General features: G+C 60.2%; 18 protein-coding genes and 1 pseudogene. 8 read left to right on the forward strand and 11 right to left on the reverse strand.

Features of this window, described 5'->3' with window-relative positions; translation table 11 throughout:
• Window positions 1-98: 98 nt before the first annotated feature.
• Window positions 99-251 (reverse strand): hypothetical protein, encoded by a 153-nt coding sequence (locus PGB28_RS16585; protein WP_271422646.1) that lies wholly within the window; start codon window positions 249-251, stop codon window positions 99-101.
• Window positions 252-418: 167 nt separating this feature from the next.
• On the opposite strand from PGB28_RS16585, the gene PGB28_RS16590 reads away from it, so the two are divergent.
• Window positions 419-2,068, forward strand: a complete 1,650-nt coding sequence (locus PGB28_RS16590; protein WP_271422647.1) for a DUF3427 domain-containing protein — start codon at window positions 419-421, stop codon at window positions 2,066-2,068.
• 342 nt (window positions 2,069-2,410) lie between these two features.
• Here the strand turns inward: PGB28_RS16590 and PGB28_RS16595 are convergent, their stop codons facing one another.
• Window positions 2,411-3,442 carry a LysR family transcriptional regulator gene (locus tag PGB28_RS16595; RefSeq protein WP_271422648.1) on the reverse strand — a complete coding sequence of 344 codons (1,032 nt, stop codon included), beginning with the start codon at window positions 3,440-3,442 and terminating at the stop codon, window positions 2,411-2,413.
• On the opposite strand from PGB28_RS16595, the gene PGB28_RS16600 reads away from it, so the two are divergent.
• The 5 genes from PGB28_RS16600 to PGB28_RS16620 are packed head-to-tail and all read left to right on the forward strand — an operon-like array spanning window position 3,432 to window position 6,795.
• The gene (locus PGB28_RS16600; protein ID WP_271422649.1) at window positions 3,432-3,665 is read left to right on the forward strand and encodes a hypothetical protein; all 234 of its coding nucleotides are present in this window, start codon (window positions 3,432-3,434) and stop codon (window positions 3,663-3,665) included. The genes PGB28_RS16595 and PGB28_RS16600 overlap by 11 nt on opposite strands.
• 17 nt (window positions 3,666-3,682) lie before the next feature.
• Complete coding sequence (locus PGB28_RS16605) at window positions 3,683-4,219, forward strand: GNAT family N-acetyltransferase (RefSeq protein WP_271422650.1); 537 nt, start codon at window positions 3,683-3,685, stop codon at window positions 4,217-4,219.
• Entirely contained in the window at window positions 4,212-4,970 is a 759-nt protein-coding gene (locus PGB28_RS16610; protein ID WP_271422651.1) for a gamma-glutamylcyclotransferase, read from the forward strand. Before PGB28_RS16605 ends, PGB28_RS16610 begins: the two co-directional genes overlap by 8 nt.
• Entirely contained in the window at window positions 4,967-6,031 is a 1,065-nt protein-coding gene (locus tag PGB28_RS16615) for a dipeptidase (protein ID WP_271422652.1), read from the forward strand. Before PGB28_RS16610 ends, PGB28_RS16615 begins: the two co-directional genes overlap by 4 nt.
• Window positions 6,019-6,795 (forward strand): gamma-glutamylcyclotransferase, encoded by a 777-nt coding sequence (locus PGB28_RS16620; protein ID WP_271422653.1) that lies wholly within the window; start codon window positions 6,019-6,021, stop codon window positions 6,793-6,795. The genes PGB28_RS16615 and PGB28_RS16620 overlap by 13 nt, the downstream gene beginning before the upstream one ends.
• A 63-nt stretch (window positions 6,796-6,858) precedes the next feature.
• Here the strand turns inward: PGB28_RS16620 and PGB28_RS16625 are convergent, their stop codons facing one another.
• Both PGB28_RS16625 and PGB28_RS16630 read right to left on the reverse strand, forming a co-directional pair.
• Window positions 6,859-7,404: a hypothetical protein gene (locus PGB28_RS16625; protein WP_456300300.1), complete on the reverse strand. Its 546-nt coding sequence runs from the start codon at window positions 7,402-7,404 to the stop codon at window positions 6,859-6,861.
• Window positions 7,401-8,249, reverse strand: a pseudogene (locus PGB28_RS16630) (recombinase family protein); the annotation flags it as partial. The pseudogene PGB28_RS16630 and the gene PGB28_RS16625, both read right to left, overlap by 4 nt.
• Before the next feature lie 56 nt (window positions 8,250-8,305).
• On the opposite strand from PGB28_RS16630, the gene PGB28_RS16635 reads away from it, so the two are divergent.
• Window positions 8,306-9,010: an IS6 family transposase gene (locus tag PGB28_RS16635; RefSeq protein ID WP_271422654.1), complete on the forward strand. Its 705-nt coding sequence runs from the start codon at window positions 8,306-8,308 to the stop codon at window positions 9,008-9,010.
• A 56-nt stretch (window positions 9,011-9,066) separates the two neighbouring features.
• Here the strand turns inward: PGB28_RS16635 and PGB28_RS16640 are convergent, their stop codons facing one another.
• The 7 genes from PGB28_RS16640 to PGB28_RS16670 all read right to left on the reverse strand — a co-directional run bounded on the left by PGB28_RS16640 (window position 9,067) and on the right by PGB28_RS16670 (window position 15,215).
• A complete protein-coding gene (locus tag PGB28_RS16640) occupies window positions 9,067-9,702 on the reverse strand; it encodes a helix-turn-helix domain-containing protein (protein ID WP_271422655.1) in 636 nt (211 codons plus the stop codon).
• A gap of 135 nt (window positions 9,703-9,837) precedes the next feature.
• A complete protein-coding gene (locus tag PGB28_RS16645; RefSeq protein WP_271422656.1) occupies window positions 9,838-10,230 on the reverse strand; it encodes a RidA family protein in 393 nt (130 codons plus the stop codon).
• Between the two features lie 33 nt (window positions 10,231-10,263).
• Complete coding sequence (locus PGB28_RS16650; RefSeq protein ID WP_271422657.1) at window positions 10,264-11,532, reverse strand: FAD-dependent oxidoreductase; 1,269 nt, start codon at window positions 11,530-11,532, stop codon at window positions 10,264-10,266.
• 12 nt (window positions 11,533-11,544) lie between these two features.
• Window positions 11,545-12,822 carry a TRAP transporter large permease gene (locus tag PGB28_RS16655; protein WP_271422658.1) on the reverse strand — a complete coding sequence of 426 codons (1,278 nt, stop codon included), beginning with the start codon at window positions 12,820-12,822 and terminating at the stop codon, window positions 11,545-11,547.
• Window positions 12,822-13,337: a TRAP transporter small permease gene (locus tag PGB28_RS16660; protein ID WP_271422659.1), complete on the reverse strand. Its 516-nt coding sequence runs from the start codon at window positions 13,335-13,337 to the stop codon at window positions 12,822-12,824. The genes PGB28_RS16655 and PGB28_RS16660 overlap by 1 nt, the downstream gene beginning before the upstream one ends.
• 87 nt (window positions 13,338-13,424) lie before the next feature.
• Window positions 13,425-14,522 (reverse strand): TRAP transporter substrate-binding protein DctP, encoded by a 1,098-nt coding sequence (dctP, locus tag PGB28_RS16665; RefSeq protein ID WP_271422660.1) that lies wholly within the window; start codon window positions 14,520-14,522, stop codon window positions 13,425-13,427.
• A 231-nt stretch (window positions 14,523-14,753) separates the two neighbouring features.
• Window positions 14,754-15,215 carry an Lrp/AsnC family transcriptional regulator gene (locus PGB28_RS16670; protein ID WP_271422661.1) on the reverse strand — a complete coding sequence of 154 codons (462 nt, stop codon included), beginning with the start codon at window positions 15,213-15,215 and terminating at the stop codon, window positions 14,754-14,756.
• A gap of 134 nt (window positions 15,216-15,349) precedes the next feature.
• Here PGB28_RS16670 and PGB28_RS16675 point away from each other — a divergent pair, with 134 nt between their 5' ends.
• On the forward strand, window positions 15,350-16,525 hold the full coding sequence (locus tag PGB28_RS16675; protein ID WP_271422662.1) for a thiolase family protein: 1,176 nt from the start codon (window positions 15,350-15,352) through the stop codon (window positions 16,523-16,525).
• Window positions 16,526-16,528: the final 3 nt, after the last annotated feature.

The raw sequence follows: 16,528 nt of genomic DNA on the forward strand, positions 1-16,528 counted from the left end.
CGCTGTATTGCAGCTCTGACGGCGTACGTGGTCGTGGCGCTCCCGTGACGAACTTGTCCCATAATGCTTCCTTCAATTCCTGAGAAAAAATCACACCATCAAACCGTGGGATCAAACAGGTCGCGTACCCACCAGCGTCCCTGTTCATGGGTAAGGGTGACAGGGTCACCGGTCCGCGCCTTTGAAATGGCGTTCAGACTGGCATCGCCGGCGCGCAAACGCCCGGCCCAATCGATGAATACCTGGCTCATGTCTGGCATGAGGTAGGTCCTGTCAGGTGGAAGACCCTTCACCTCGGGTAGAACCGCATGCCGCCTCTGAATACTGTCGCCTTCCGAGGGAAGAAACGCGTGTGCGCCTTGCGTCATGACCGCAAGGCTGCGGCGGGCGCGGGTCATGGCGACGTAGAACAGCCGGCGTGGCGCATCGAGGTCCTCGTTTCTCGACGGCCGATCAACTGGCGCGGCGCGGCGGCAGGAAAGCTATTGGCTTTTGCGTATCACGCCGCCACGCGGATTTCATGGCTGAGTTCTCGCAGGCACGCGGCTTGCGCACCGTGGCTGTCCACTCTGGCGAAACCTCTGCACCCCGCGCCAGCGCATTACAGGCGCTCGAAAATGGAGATCTCGACATCGTCTACGCGGTCGACATTTTCAACGAAGGCGTCGATATTCCCGCCATCGACACCGTGTTGATGCTGCGTCCGACCGAAAGCCCGGTAATCTGGTTGCAGCGGCTTGGGCGTGGTCTGCGCCGATCAGTAGAGAAAACGCATCTGGCCGTGATCGACTACATCGGCAACCACCGCATTTTCCTGATAAAAGCCAGAACGCTGTTGCGCGTTGGCGCAGGCGAGGGCGCGCTTCGGATCGCCCTGGAAAAACTCGATAGTCACGAGATCAGTTTTCCGGCTGGTTGCGAGGTCACCTATGAACTCGAAGCGCTCGATATTCTGAAGTCTTTGATCCGACAGCCGCGCGACGGCGAAGAATTGACCGCCTTCTACCGCGATTTCCGCGACCGGCACGGTGTGCGCCCTACGGCATCAGAGATTCAGCACGCAGGTTTCAATCCTGGTCGAACGGGCCATGCCGGTTGGCTGGGCTTCGTCAACGACATGGGCGATCTGACAAGCGATATGCATTCCGCCTGGACCGCAAACAAAGGCCTCCTGGACGAGATCGAGACCACACGCATGACGCGCAGCTACAAGATGCTTGCCCTGCGCGGCATGATCGAGGCAGGCGCATTCCCGGGCCGCATTGCCATCGTAGACCTCGCTGAACGCGTCGCTCGGCTTGCGCGGCGCAACCCTGAAATCAAATCGGACCTCAGCGTCGATCCCGATGACACTGCAGCGATCCGTAGTTTGCTGACAAAGTTCCCGCTGAAGTTGCTTGGCGAACCCGAATGGTTCCGCCTTGGTCCAGGCACCTTCGAAACAACTATTGGCGGAAGCCATGATCTTCACCTGTCTGAATTGGCGTCAGAAATGGTCGATTGGCGTCTGCTGCGGCATTTTCAGACCCACGGCATAACCTACGACCAACCTGACGAAACTCATCCTGCCAAAGCGGCCGAGGCTCCCGGCAGCAGTCCCACGCCGCCCGCATTGGGTCCCAAGATTTGGGAGGAATACCAACGCGAACGTATCCCGCTTCTCTTTGGCGCCGTATTCAACACGGGGTCCTGGAACTCCGGCATCGTTGTGATCAAGGACGTCAACGTCAAGGCCATGATCCTGCTCGTGACAATGGACAAAAGCAGCATGTCGGTCGGCGATCACTATGCTGACGAATTCGCTAGCCCGACCCGCTTTGTCTGGCAGACCCAAACGAGAACACGTCGCACCAGCAGCCATGGAAAGATCATTTCAGGTGAAGAGCTTGGATGGACAGTCCACTTGTTCGTCAGGAAATCGAAACAGCGCGATGGCCGCGCCGCCCCCTTTCGCTACGCCGGGCCTGTTAGTTTTGCCGGCTGGGAAGGCGAAGCCCCGATCAGTGTTCAATGGGAACTCGCCAAACCTTTGCCTGACGCCTTGAGACCGTTGTTTGGTTTGGAGTGAAGACTTTGTTGCACGATGCCCGCAATGCAAGGGGCGGGGAGCGGTCGTTCGCCACGCGGCGCACGAATGACCGGGATGCGCAGGAAACGGACAGCGAAAAATCGCAAATCGTGTTGCGACATGCAGCAGCGCCGTGCCGTAGCCCAGACCAATTTGCTCAGCCATCTACACGACCGGCCCATATTGCTGCCGTTCAGACGGGCTGACGTTCTGCACTGCAGTTCACCTGATCAGCCAGTTGCGCTTGCCGCAGTGAAGTCGGCAGAACAATCTGTCGATACACGCGAGCCTCGACTTCCTGTCATTGAATCGTGACATGGTTTTCAGTGACCTGCCCAAACCTCAATCGCGGCTCTTGGGCAAGTTCTCGAGCAGGAAATCCAGCACCATCCGAACCGGGCTTGCGTCACCCACATTGGCTGGCCAGATCGCATAGGTTTCTATGGGACGAAGCGGAACATCGGGTAGGAGGCGCACAAGCCTCCCGTTCCGCACATGGTCTTCAACCACCCCTCTCGGGACCGCAAGAACGCCAATCCCTTCGAGCGCAAGCTCTTCCGCCACCACCATGGAATCCAGCGTGATCGCGATGCGGGGCTCGACACGCTGAGCGGCAGGCCTCGGCTCGAGCAGAAACTCGTTCAGACGCAACCCGGGTGGAAACTCGATCCAGTCCCATGTCGCGAGATCTTCGATTACCTGCGCGGGCGACCGGGCCGTCACATAGTCTGGCGCTGCTGTCAGCCAGACTTCATGCCGTCGAAACAAGCGGGATTTGTACGCTGAATCCTTGAGACCCGACGTTCCACCCCGGATCGCGAGGTCGAACTGCGACCCCGGGAGATCGTTGAACGCGTCCGCGTAGGTGATCGAAAAGGTCAGTCCGGGAAACCTCTTCAGCAACTTGGGCCAGGTTACCCCGAACGCAGGGTGGTTTGCGCCTGAAGGCACCGTCACCCGGATGTGACCGACGGGCTGCGCCTTGCGCATGCGCATCGCCGCCATCCCCTTATCCGCCGCCTGAGTCATCAGACGCGTGCTGCGCAGCAGTTCGGCCCCGGCATCGGTTAACGAGAGCTTCCGCGTTGACCGATAGAACAAGGGCAGATCGAGCTGCGTCTCGAGTTGGTTGACATGGTGGCTCACAACCGATGGCGAAATGCCAAGCCGCTTCGCCGCCCCGCGAAACGATCCCGCATCCGCCACGGCCTGAAAAACCGCCATCCGGGCAAGGTGATCCATCATTGTTCGACCATATCGAACACAGAAACGAAACTCACCTGTATAGTGCGAGGCAGAGTTCTGCCAGAAGATCAAACTGCGCGAAATGGTTGTGCGCACCACGAACCAAAGGAGCCCGATCATGGCCGCCATCGACACCAACCTCGTCTTCGCTCTCCGCCTTGCTGTCTCGCTGCGCCGCGCCGTCGCCCTGCTGCGCGGCCTTGCCGCGCGCCTGTCGACGCCCGTCGATCCGGGCGACGCACGCGCGCGCCGCGACTTCGTCTGGGCGATGACCGCACGCAACCCCGACGCCTTTTCCAGCGATTTGGTCGTGCAGGCCATAATGCACACCTATCCCGAACACTTCTCATGAAAATGCGGAACCCTGCCATGACTGTGACCATCACCCGCGCAGAGACGCCCGAAGACCTCGACGCTGCGCGGGCGTTGATCCGCGCCTTCGTCGCATGGGCCATGGAACATGTAGCCAAAGGCGAAAACCCGAACCCGTCGGTCTTCTCCAACCTTGACGCTGAACTCACCGGTCTGCCGGGACGCTTCGGCCCGCCCTTGGGCTGTCTGCTGCTGGCTCGGCTTGAAGGGGCGCCGGTGGGCTGTGTCGCCTTCTACGGGCAGGACGCGACGACGATGGAAATCAAGCGCATGTTCGTGAGCCCCGATGCATGGGGTCACGGGATCGGCGCGCAAATGCTGAAAGTGTTGCTGACCGAGGCCGAGGCTGCCGGATACGTCCGCTACCGTCTGTCCACCCATCGCGCACTGCACGCCGCCCAGTCGCTTTACCGGAGTGTCGGATTTCGTGACGTGCCCGGCTCACCGGATTTTCCGGGCATCGTCGAAGGCGTCGACATCTGCATGGAAATGATACCGGTCCGCGAGACCAAAGAGGAGAGCCGCCTTGCCTGAACTGACCGACCCTTTTGCCCATCACCCTGAGTTGCGCGATCGGATCGCGGACACCGAGACGTCCTACTTTCGAGCGTTCAACGTTGAGGCGATCATGGCAGCAGACCCCCAACAAGAGGCGTTACGCGACTGGGTCCATACCGACGCACAGCGCGAGGCGATCCGGGCCGAGGCGCTGGCCGACCATTCGGGCGATCTGTGGATCTTCGGCTATGGGTCGCTGATGTGGGATCCGGCCTTGCGCTTTGCCGAGGTGCGGCGTGCCCATGTCGCGGGCCATGCCCGCCGCCTGATCCTGGTAGACACCAGGGGCGGCCGCGGCACCGAAGAGGCGCCGGGCCTGTTCGCGACGCTGGATGCCGTCGAAGGGTGCGACGGGTGCGAGGGGCTGGCCTTTCGGATCGCGGCGGCGGATGTCGAAGCAGAGACCGAGATCCTGTTCCGACGCGAGATGATCGCGCCCGGCTACCTCGCTCGGTTCGTCCCGGCCCGGATCGGCGATGCGGAGTTCCGCGTGTTGACCTTTGTCGCGGACCACGACGTTCCGGACGTGCGCCCCGACCTGACCCACGCGGAACAGGTCCGTTATATCGCCTATGGGGCGGGCGATCTTGGCACCAGCCGAGACTACCTTGCCAATATCGTCGGGCATTTCACGCATCTCGGGATAACCGATGCGCATTGCAGCGACCTGTTATGCGCGGTGGATGCTCACCTCGCCGCACTCACAAACAAGGAATCTGCCCAATGACCGCGCCCACTCCCTTTTTCGACGGCCATAACGACTTTCTGCTGCGATTACTGAAAACACCGACCCCACGTGAAGAGACCTGGCTGGGCACAGCTGGCCGCGGTCATCTGGACCTCGCTCGTATGAAGGACGCGGGCTTTGCGGGAGGGCTGTTTGCAATCTTCGTGCCGCCCGCGTCCAGCGGCCCACCGCCCGACTTCAAGGCGCTGATGGCCGATCCGCCCTACGACCTGCCGATGCCGCCCGAAATGAAACATCCGCAGGCACAGCCCGACGCGCTTGCCATGGCGGGGCTGTTGCACTGGATGGAACGCTCGGCACCTAATGACTTCCGCGTTTGCCGATCGGTGGCCGACATCCGCACAGCCATGAAGGCCGGCGTCATCGCGGGCGTGATGCATATGGAAGGGGCCGAGGCGATCGGCCCCGACCTTGACGCGCTCTACCTGTTCTACGACATGGGCCTGCGCTCACTTGGCCCAGTCTGGAGCCGGCCGACGATCTTTGGCCACGGCGTGCCGATGGCCTTTCCGGGCAGCCCCGACACCGGGCCGGGCCTCACTGAGGCAGGCCTTGATCTGGTGCGCCTGTGCGATGAATTGGGCATCGTGATCGATCTGTCGCATCTGAACGAAAAGGGTTTCGACGATGTGGCCCGCGTCTCGTCAGCCCCACTGGTGGCCACGCATTCCAACGCTCATGCGCTGTGTGACAGTCCGCGCAACCTGACCGACCGGCAATTGCACATGATCCGCGAGCGCGGTGGCATGGTTGGGTTCAACTTTGCAACCTTCTACTTGAACGCCAATGGCACGGCGGACACAGGCACCGGCTGGGACGTGATGCTGCGCCACCTCGATCATCTGATCGCGCAGGCAGGCGAGGATCATGTCGGGCTGGGGTCGGACTTCGACGGTTGCGTCCTGCCCGATCTGATCGGCGACGTCACCGGCGTACAGCACCTGTTCGAGGCGATGGCCGCGCATGGCTACGACGCCCTGCTGATCGCGAAACTTGCACGCAAGAACTGGCTCGCCTGTCTCGACCGGTGCCTGAACTGATGTCCGTCCTGAAGCATCCGCCCATCGTCCCGACCCTGCGCCTCACGCGCACGCTTGTCGATCGGCTGCCGCCGCGCGTCGATGAACGCGGGCCCGTGATGCTCGAGGATCCCCCGCCGGAGTTCTACCACCGGACCGCTGCCGGGATCCTTGAGCGGCTCGACACGCAAGGCGCCGTCTGGGTTTTCGCTGCAGGATCCCTGATCTGGAACCCGCGCATGGAGGTGGCCGAACGCCGGGCCGCGCAAGTGACCGGGTGGCGGCGCGCGTTCTGCCTGACCGACCGGCGCTTCCGCGGCTGCCCCTCGACGCCGGGGCTGATGATGTCCCTCGACCGGGGCGGGGCCTGTTCCGGTGTGGTCCTGCGGATGGACACTGGCGACGACCCGCTGGCCGCGCTGGTGAGCCTTCTGCAGAAAGAGCCCCCGGTACCGCCCGAACACGTGACGGCCGAAACCGAGACCGGCCTGGTCGAGGCGATACTCTTCGCCGCCGATTCCGGCTTTCCGCTGTACCGGCCCGAGCCCGCAATCGATGAGCTGGCCGACATGTTCGCCTCTGCCGTAGGGCACATCGGCACGATGGCTGAATACCTGCTGAACACCGTCACCGAACTGGAGCGGGCCGGCGTCTATGACCTGCATCTTTGGCAACTGCAGGAGATGGTGGCGGAGCGTCTGGAACGGCTGCCGGACCCTGTGTCTGCCGCTGTTGACGCTGTTGACGACGTTCACGCTGCAAACCGAACTTTTGCCGAGAGTTAACGCGCTGGACGAAGCCTTTGGCAAGTGCAGTGCGCACCGCTGCCGCCTAAGCAATCTGCAGTATCAACGAGTTCGGCAGGCTGGTGACGAGTGTCCCCTTCCTGTGAAGCGGTCGCAAATTTCCGCACCTGCAAATTGGTTCATGCAGGGTTGTATTATCCGTCCACAAAGCGGCTGACGGCCGCCCTTCTCTGCGCAGGCCACGAAAGGCGGCTCTGGGTCGGCTGCATCCATCAGGTAGAAGATTTTTTGCCATTCCAGAGGGAACGGCCCTAGCAACCGCGCCAGCGTCACCTCCGGCCCCTGGGTTCCGCCCATGATCGTCTCGACGATATCTGGCGCGAGCAGCGTCAGCCGCAGCACGCGGGTCATGTAGGACGGCGCGATCCCCTCGCGTTCGGCCAGTTCATTGATCGTCGTAAACTCCCCCGACTCCAGCATCCGCTTCCAGCGCAACGCGCGGGCCAGAGCTTTGACCAGCGTGTTATCGGTCCTGCGCGGAAGCGCGGCGCCGGCGGGCAGCTGCATCTCCTTCCGCCCGCCGCGCTTCACCATGCGGAACGGAACATGGAGCGTCACCGTCTCAGGATTTGGCGCGCTGCGAGTCATACGGCAGCGCCCATTTCCCCGGCCAACATTTCTCGCGAAAGGCCCCTGAGACCATCGACGCGGAGCCGCACATTCAGCCCGTCCGTGCCGATGTCCACGCGCTCGACCAACAGCGCCACGATGCGCGACTGCTCGGCAGGGAAGAGTTCATCCCACAGCGGGTCGAGTTGCTGCAGCGCGGCGCGGGCGTCGGCCTCGGTGATCCCGTCGGCGTGGGCTCGCGCTGCTTTCCAAGTCCCTGCCACGATCTCAGGCTGGCAAGACACGGTGCGAAGCTTATCGACGACCGCGGCCTCGATGTCGCCGGCGGGCACGCGGCCGACCGGACACGCCCCGGCGCCATGCTTCAGCACCGTCTGGCTGACGTAATAGCGGTAGAGGCGGTCGCCCTTGCGGGTGTGGGTTGGCGAAAAGGCCGCGCCGTCCGGTCCGAAAAGCAGTCCCTTCAGCAGCGCTGGCGTCGCTGCCCTAGTGCGCGCGGCGCGCTTGCGCGGGCTCTCCTGCAAGATAGCGTGCACCCGGTCCCATTTTTCGCGATCGATGATGGCGTCGTGTTCGCCGGGATAGCTTTCTCCCTTGTGAACCGCCTCACCGATATAGGCGCGGTTGGAGAGCATCCGGTAGAGGTACTTCTTGTCGATCCGGTTGCCGCGGGGCGTCCGAAGACCCCGCATGCCGACCTCCCGAGCCAGTTCCGTGCAGGACCCGATCTCGAGGAATCGGGCGAAGATCCAGCGGACATGCACGGCGTTGTCCTTGTCGACCAGCAGTTTCCGATTCTCGACGCGATAGCCGAAAGGCGGCACCCCGCACATCCACATCCCCTTCTTGCGGCTGGCGGCTAGGCTTTGTCAGAACGATTTTTGTTGAGACGGGCAGGGCGGCCTCGTAGCCTCTGAACATGACCAAACCTGACCCGTTCAAGGGTTTTCAGAACAGCCCTGAAATTATTCGCCTGGCGGTGATGATCTACGTCCGGTTTCCCCTGTCGCTGCGCAACGTGGAAGATCTGTTGCACGAGCGCGGCGTCGAAATCAGTCATGAAACGGTTCGGTGCTGGTGGCGTCGTTTCGGCCCGATGTTTGCCTCGGAGATCCGGAAGCGCCGGATCGAAGGCATGCGATCCAGTCAATGGCGTTGGCATCTGGACGAGATGTTCGTGAAGATCAATGGCGAACGCCACTACCTTTGGCGGGCCGTCGATCACGAAGGCGAGGTGCTTGAAAGCTTTGTTACCAAGTCGCGCGACAAGAAAGCGACATTGAAATTCTTGAAGAAAACAATGAAGCGGCATGGCCGGCCGCACGTATTCGTCACGGACAAGTTGCGTTCATATGGGGCCGCGCTGAAGGAAATCGGGGCGGCGGATCGTCAGGAAACTGGTCGCTGGCTGAACAACAGGGCGGAAAACTCACATCTTCCATTTCGACGACGAGAACGGGCGATGCTTCGTTTCAGGCGCATGCGAAGTCTCCAGAAATTCGCCGCCGTTCATTCGTCAGTGCACAATCATTTCAATCAGGAACGCCACCTCTACTCACGAGAAAACTTTAAGCTGAACCGCACCGCCGCTCTCGCCGAGTGGCGTCAACTTTGTTCCGCGTAGGTTCACGCTATCAGCGGCAAACTGAGACTGGTTCGCATTAGTCTGACAGCACCTTTCTAAATCACAGTCTTCTCGTCACTTTCGAGCGAAACCTGACCCGCGCAAATGCAAAGTATTTCGGCGTCTTCTTTGGACCCCGATACGTATGCGTGACCCATGGTGCTATCGAGGTAAGCATACTCTCCCACGTTCAATACAACGGTTGCATAGAATTCGCTGTGCAGCTCGACCGTGCCTCGCAAAACATAAATGAATTCCTCGCCATCATGACGGACGAGTTCACCGAACTCTGCGATAGATCCCGCCTTTATCCTGACCAACACAGGCAGCAGGCGCTTCGTCTTCAGACTGGAGCACAAGTAGCGGTGTTCGTAATTCTTTGTGTCCAACAAGTCGTATTCATCGGGCCGGCCGACGACTTGCCATCCAGTCGGCCGTGGGCCTTCGTTGGATTCTGAGATGGTCTCGCCAAACATCGCGCTGACTGGAATGGACAGCCCTGCCGCCAGCTTCAGAATGACGTCATAAGTCGGCGAAACACCCCCGTTTTCGACCTTTGATATGGTCGAAGCAGAAACCGAAGATCGCGTTGCCAGTTCTGTCAGAGTCAAATTGCGAGCTTTGCGCTTCGCTTTGAGACGTTGTCCGAAGGTCTCTTCCTCGGGGAGCGTTTCCCTTGCCGAAACATTCATGGTTTCTCCTTCAGGCATAGATGCTTGTCCGCGAGATATATGGTATTGTGCAGCGGTTGGGGGAACAAGCAGTTGAAAAACCGCTTTTTCTTGCACGGGCTTGCACGCCACCGGATGCCGGTAGGGTCGGGCCGACTATTCCTTGGGCTTGAATACCGTAACCTCTATCTCCACTCTTGCGTCGGGTAACACCAACTCAGAGCAAACCGTCGAACGCGCCGGCGGGTACTCCGAAAAGAACTCTGCGTAGACCGTATTGAACGGGGCAAAGTCGCCGGTGTCGGTCAGCCAGACCGTCGCCCGTACCACATCTGTTAACTGAGCGTCGAGGTTCTGCAGGAACGCTTCGATCAACGTCAGGCACTGACGCGTTTGCGGAGCGATGCCGCCCGCAACGATCTTGCCGTCTGAACCGAATGCAAGCTGGCCGGACAGAAAAATGAAATCACCTGCACGGACCGCCTTTGACAGCGGCACCGGAGTTCCATCTGCAAGAGTGACCACGCCTCCAAGTGTTTCGATTGTCATTTTGCGCCCCTACGATTGGCATTGTATTGGGTGTTAAAATCGGTCAGGTCTGTAGTCGGACACCGGGAGTGCGGGCAGTCGTCCTGCGATAAGGTCGCTGACAGCACGCGACGTGCCGCTGGCCGTGGTCCAGCCGAGATACCCGTGACCCGTGTTCAGAAAAAGGTTTCGAGGGCCTTGCTGACCGATGATCGGCAAGCAATCCGGCGTCATCGGCCTATGCCCGCACCACGTTGTCAGGGGCTCTGCCCCTTCGACAAGTTCACGTACGCTCGGGTATGTTGCAAAGGCAGCGCGGCGCAGGTTTTCAATGCGCGCCGGATTGATTTCGGTTGAGTACCCACCGAATTCGGCTGAGCCGACAAAGCGTATCCGATCCCCAAGAGGTGTCAGTCCGATATGCTGTGTATCGTCCACCACAGGGATTTTCGGTGCGCCGTTCCACTCTGTCACGTTATAGGTCACCGAATACCCTTTGACCGGTTTGATCGGCAGCCGAAGACCCAGCTTTTGACCAAGCGCGGCGCTCCAGAAACCTGCGGCAAGCACAACGGCGTCGGCGGCATGGCGTGTCTTGTCGGTGACCACGGCGCTGATCATGTCGCCAGAAAGCTCAATGTCGATGACCGTCTCGCCATAGCAAAGACCAGCCCCTTCGGCGCTCAGGTGATCGGACAAAGAAGCGCAGAACTGGTGTGCATCGCCGTGCTGGTCATCTTTGTAGTAGAAGCCTCCGGCCAGCCTGTCTTTGATATCGGTCAGGGCAGGTTCCAACCGCACCAGATCGGCTGGCGAGCACGTCGTGACATCAACCCCGGCACTTCCGACGATCCCATTGGCGATCTCCGCATTCCTGAAACTTGCGGAATCGCGGTACATCATTATTGTGCCCAGTCCGCCCCGGTCCATCGGGGGATTGAGGGTTTCGCGGAGGGCATCGTACTGGTCCAGAGCATAGTGGCTCAGCCGTGCATTGCGTTGGATGGTTTGCCGAAACCGGGAAGGCGTGGAGTTTCGAACGAAACTCAGCCCCCACCGTATGTATTGCGGAATTGCCGATGTCTTGACGTAGATCGCCGATGACGGGTTGCCGATCGAGGACAGAAGCACCTTGAAGATTCCAGGTGAATTCCAGGGAGCGGAATGGCTGGGGGTGATCAGCCCGCCATTCGCAAAACTGGTTTCAAGCGCAGGCCCTTCGCGGCGCTCGACCACGGTGACATCCATGCCCTCCCGCTTCAGAAAAAAGGCGGTTTGAAGCCCCGCGAGTCCGGCCCCGATGACGACAACTTTCTTGGTCATGTCAAATTTCCCCTAGTCGAGCAGCGAGGGCAGCCAAAGCGACAGCGAAGGAACAAAGGCCAGCAAGAGTATCGAGGCGATCACCGCGATGAAGAACGGAATAGCTGCAACGACGACGCGCTCCGTCGGCACTTCTGCGATTTTCGCAGCCGTCAGCAGCGTCATCCCGACCGGCGGCGTGATGTTTGACACGTTCAGCGTGACAATCATGATGATCGCGAAATGCAGACTGTCAAAGCCCAGCCCTACCATGGTGGGGTGCAGGATCGGACCGACCACGACCAGTGCGGGCAGCACGTCCATGACCGTGCCCAGCAGGATCAGAAACGCGATGACGAGGAGCAACTGTACGGTTTGGCTATCGGACACCCCCGAGATTATATCGGCTGCATCCCGTGCGAGGCCCGAGCGAACGACAAACCATGACAGAACCGCAGAAGCCGCCAGCAAAAAGAACACGACGCCGGAAAAACGGATGGTCACAACCATCGCATCCCATACCTTCGCCCAACTCAGGCGGCGATACAGCAAGGTACCAACCAGCAGCGTGTAGACAGCGGCAAAGGCAGAGGCCTCGGTGACGGTGGTCAGGCCCGTGAGTATGCCGCCGAGAATAACGATGGGGACCATCAGCGCAGGCAGCGAGACGAGAAAGGCCATGAATGCAGCAAAAAGCGCGGTGGGCTCGTGCTGAGGGAAGCCCTTGCGCCATGCCAGAAATATGCTGACGGCGAGCATGGAGCCTGCCATCAGGATGCCGGGGATGATGCCGGCGGCGAACAGGTCGATCACCGAAACGTCACGCAGGATAGTCGCATAGACGACCATGATGATGCTTGGCGGGATGATCGGCCCGATAATCGACGAACAGGCCGTGACGGCCGCGCTGTACTCGGCCGAATAGCCTTCTTCCTTCATAGCGGGAATGAGAATGCGGCCGATGGATACCGTATCGGTCACAGCGGCCCCCGTCAGCCCGGCAAAGAATACGCTGACCGTGACGTTCACATGACTCAATGCCCCACGGATGCGCCCGAACAGCGCATTGTTGAAGGCAATCAGCCGCTCGGTCAGGCTGGCGTGGCTCATCAGCTCGGATGTGAAGATGAAGTAGGGCACGGCAATCAGCACGAAGGAAGAAACGCCCGAGAACATCTTGTCAGGCACGATGATCAGGTAGTCCAACCCACCCAGTGACAGAGCGCCGGCGCCGCCTGCGAAGACCATCACAAGGCCGACCGGGGCCCCGATCAGCAGCATCACGACGAAGACCGAAACAACGATTGGCATCAGCGTAGCTCCACATTTTGAGCGGTTTCCTGGCGGCTGTCGGGAAAGCCCATCTCATGGGGGGACGTCTCCTCGATCAACGCGCGCCCGGCGGCGAGATGGACCAGCATGATCGCCCCCGCGACCGGCAGGCTTGCCGTAACCCAACGCTGCGAGAACTGGATCTGGTCACTGATCATGACCAGTTGATCGGACTCGACGGTGTACTGTATTCCGTAGACCAGCAGGACAAGGCCCAGAACGCCAATTGCCGCAATCGTCGTCACTTGCAGAACGGTGCGAAGAAACGCCGGCATCGCATTGCTCACCAGCTTCATGGCGACATGCTCGCCACCGCGAAAGGCGACAGTGATCGAGAGCAGCGCGATCCAGGGGACAAACTGCCGGGCTAGCGAATAGGTCCAACTCAACGCGTCACCGACGATTACCTGATAAAGGGCTCCGGAAAAGGAAATGCATAGCATGGAAACCAGAATCGCGGCGCAAACAGCGGTGACGATCACGTTGAGACGCATGCTGAAATGTGCAAGCCAAGACATTTGGTGCTCCAATGCTCAAATACGCGCAGCCCGGGAGCGTGCCCGGGCTGTGCTCATCCCGGATCAGTCTGCGTAGAGGCCGATGCTGGTTTCTTTCTCGGTGGCAGAGATGCGTGCCACTTCCGCCCAAAGCTCATCGACCAGTGCCGGGTCCACTCCGAAATCGCCGGTGACCCACTCGCGCCATGCGGGGCGCGCAATCTCGGCCATCCTGTTCCGCTCGGAAGCCGGCAGGACATAGCATTCGTCAAACAGCTTGCAGCTTTCCGTCCATCCGTTGATGGCCTGAAGTGCCGCGATGCCGTGGCCGATCTTCACCGCTTCGCGGGCCGCGATGGCAATCGCCTCCTGATACTCTTTTGGCAGCGATTGGAACCACTTTTCGCTGACCACGAAAGTCGTCGAGTTGTAGACGTGGCCGCTGAGCGTGGTGTAATCGGTAACTTCATAAAGCTTGTAGGCGGTCGAGATGCCCGGAGCGTTGAACTGACCATCTGCAAGGCCCGTGGACAGTGCGGTATGGACCTCGCCCCAAGGCAGCGGTGTGGCCGAGGCGCCGAGCGCCTTCATGATCGCGACATGTGCCGGGTTTTCCTCGACACGGATCTTGAGGCCTGCCAGGTCCTCAACGGTCTTCACCAGCCGCTGGTTGGTTGTCAGGGCGACAAATCCGCCCCCGTCGTCGAACGTCCCCAGATAACGCAGCCCGCTTTCCTCGATTGCCCCTTTCATGAAATTCGCGTGCCAATCGCCATCGAAATAGGCACGGGCTGTGAGGTAATCATTGAACAGGAACGGCGAGGTGACGATCTGATAGTCGGAAAAGAACGAAGACATCGCCCCCGACGACATCACCGTCGCCTGCATGGTGCGTCCGGATTGGGTCTGCTTTCCGGATTCCACTTCGTTCCCCAACTGGCTGCCGGCAAAGATCTGCACGTCGATCGCCCCGCCGGTGGCGCTTTCCACCAGGGCTTCGAAATGCAGCAGGCTGGGCTGCACTTCATTGCTCATCGGGTCTTCGGGGTAGAGGTGTCCGATGATCATTTCATAGTCAGCTGCATGCGCCGTGCTTGCAAGCAATAGCGCAGCGGCCCCGGCCTGGGCTGTCTTGCGGGCAATCCGTAATGCTGTGAAGCCAGCGATAATATTTGTCGGCATATTGTGTTCCTCCCGGTCTATGTCGCTCGTCGCTCTGCGCGGTGAGTAGATCTGATGTTGTCGCCCTCGAATCCTTTCGGACCGGCGACATGAAAAACAGGATAGAGAAGGATTTTTCCTTTAGTCAATAATTTTCTTATGAGAAAAATAATGTGCGATAGTGAAAGCAGGTGCGGCAGCAGCCGGAGGCACGGTCAGGGGCACCAGATGGCCGGGTGTTGGCGCGGCACATCAGATCGGCAGGGCTGTCGTCTTTTTGACGACGTCTAGAATGACCGAACTTTCCATTTCCTGAACGCCGGGCAGCGAGACAAGCTTGTCCTGAACAAGCGCGTGATAGTGGTCAATGTCACGCACCACGATATGAAGGTGATAGTCGAAGCCCCCCAGGAGCAGCACTGCATACTGGATTTCCGGAATGGCGCGGATCGCGCGGCGGAAGGCTTCAAGCCCCGCCCGGTCATGTTTGTTCAGTTTGACCCGCGCCACGACAAGCGCGTTAAAGCCAAGCCGTCTGCGATCCAGATCGACGGTCTTGCCCCTGATGATCCCCGCTTCCTGAAGCTGGATGATCCGTCTTGAGCAAGGCGATTGAGAAATGCCGACCTGCTCGGCGATTTCGGTTACGGTCTTGGAGCCATCGGCCTGCATCGCGCGAAGGATTCGCATGTCCGTTTCGTCTATTTTCAGCATGACTTAGCCTCATATTGAAGTATTAATGTCTGTATCATGCTTGAATTTGGAATTTTTGTCCATCCTTTGGGAAAACCAGCCGAAAGACTCATGCCATATTGCGCCCGAATTTGAGCTCGACTGGGAGAATGAAGATGGCAGAGGTTGTGATCTGTAGCGCAAAGCGCACGCCGATGGGCGGGTTTCAGGGAGAGTTCGGCGGGATCGGAGCCACTGATCTGGGCGCGATCGCAATTCGCGCCGCAATTGCCGACGCAGGGATTGCAGGTGATGACGTTGACGAAACCATCATGGGCATCGTGCTTTCGGCCGGCGTCGGTCAGGCCCCTGCACGTCAGGCCTGCCTCGGCGCTGGCCTGCCCTTGTCGACGCCGGCAACCGCAATAAGCAAGGTCTGCGGCTCTGGCATGCAGGCGGTGATCCAGGGCTGTAACCAGATTTCCTCCGGGTTCAGCCGGTTCGTCGTGGCGGGCGGCATGGAGAGCATGTCCAATGCCCCCTACCTCTCTCCAAACACCCGCTCGGGTGCTCGTCTTGGACATGTGAGGATGCTGGATCACATGTTTTTCGACGGGCTGGAGGACGCCTATGAAGGTGGCCTGATGGGCAGTTTTGCCGAAAACTGCGCCCGGAAATACGAATTCTCACGCGAGGCGCAAGATGCCTATGCGATCGCCTCGCTCAACCGGGCTCTGGCCGCCACGGATGACGGGGTATTCACCGCCGAAATCGCGCCTGTGACGATCAAGACGCGCAGCGGCGAACAGACGATCCGAACTGACGAGCAGCCGCGCAATGCCCGCCCCGACAAGATCCCGCAGCTGAAGCCCGCATTCGCCAAGGATGGCACGGTTACGGCGGCGAACGCCTCTTCGATTTCGGATGGTGCCGCGGCCTTGTTTCTGGCATCGCGCGACGCTGCCGCGGCGAAAGCGCTGCCGGTGCGGGCGCGGATCGTAGGGTTTTCTGGCCATGCGCAGGAGCCGGGCTGGTTCACCACGGCCCCGGTCGCGGCTACACGAAAGCTGTTGGACCGGATCGGCTGGACCATTGCCGATGTTGATCTCTGGGAGGTCAACGAGGCCTTTGCTGTGGTGGCCATGGCGTTCATGCAGGATCTCGATATCGACCATGAGACGTTGAACGTAAACGGTGGCGCCTGTGCCTTGGGTCATCCCATCGGCGCTTCGGGCGCGCGCATCCTCGTCACGCTTCTGCATGCGCTGGAACAGCGCGATCTGAAACGCGGGGTCGCCGCAATCTGCATCGGGGGCGGCGAGGCCCTGGCGGTCGCCATCGAGAGGGAGTGATCA

It is taken from the genome of Primorskyibacter aestuariivivens (genome assembly GCF_028023675.1).
GTDB classification, from domain to species: domain Bacteria; phylum Pseudomonadota; class Alphaproteobacteria; order Rhodobacterales; family Rhodobacteraceae; genus Marinovum; species Marinovum aestuariivivens.

Coding starts and splice junctions, on each gene's coding strand:
- PGB28_RS16600 (WP_271422649.1), top strand. CDS start 3,432: ATGGCCGCCATCGACACCAACCTCGTCTTCGCTCTCCGCCTTGCTGTC.
- PGB28_RS16615 (WP_271422652.1), top strand. CDS start 4,967: ATGACCGCGCCCACTCCCTTTTTCGACGGCCATAACGACTTTCTGCTG.
- PGB28_RS16660 (WP_271422659.1), bottom strand. CDS start 13,337: ATGCGTCTCAACGTGATCGTCACCGCTGTTTGCGCCGCGATTCTGGTT.
- PGB28_RS16635 (WP_271422654.1), top strand. CDS start 8,306: ATGACCAAACCTGACCCGTTCAAGGGTTTTCAGAACAGCCCTGAAATT.
- PGB28_RS16595 (WP_271422648.1), bottom strand. CDS start 3,442: ATGGCGGCCATGATCGGGCTCCTTTGGTTCGTGGTGCGCACAACCATT.
- PGB28_RS16645 (WP_271422656.1), bottom strand. CDS start 10,230: ATGACAATCGAAACACTTGGAGGCGTGGTCACTCTTGCAGATGGAACT.
- PGB28_RS16655 (WP_271422658.1), bottom strand. CDS start 12,822: ATGCCAATCGTTGTTTCGGTCTTCGTCGTGATGCTGCTGATCGGGGCC.
- PGB28_RS16650 (WP_271422657.1), bottom strand. CDS start 11,532: ATGACCAAGAAAGTTGTCGTCATCGGGGCCGGACTCGCGGGGCTTCAA.
- dctP (WP_271422660.1), bottom strand. CDS start 14,522: ATGCCGACAAATATTATCGCTGGCTTCACAGCATTACGGATTGCCCGC.
- PGB28_RS16670 (WP_271422661.1), bottom strand. CDS start 15,215: ATGCTGAAAATAGACGAAACGGACATGCGAATCCTTCGCGCGATGCAG.
- PGB28_RS16605 (WP_271422650.1), top strand. CDS start 3,683: ATGACTGTGACCATCACCCGCGCAGAGACGCCCGAAGACCTCGACGCT.
- PGB28_RS16625 (WP_456300300.1), bottom strand. CDS start 7,404: ATGACTCGCAGCGCGCCAAATCCTGAGACGGTGACGCTCCATGTTCCG.
- PGB28_RS16585 (WP_271422646.1), bottom strand. CDS start 251: ATGAGCCAGGTATTCATCGATTGGGCCGGGCGTTTGCGCGCCGGCGAT.
- PGB28_RS16675 (WP_271422662.1), top strand. CDS start 15,350: ATGGCAGAGGTTGTGATCTGTAGCGCAAAGCGCACGCCGATGGGCGGG.
- PGB28_RS16640 (WP_271422655.1), bottom strand. CDS start 9,702: ATGAATGTTTCGGCAAGGGAAACGCTCCCCGAGGAAGAGACCTTCGGA.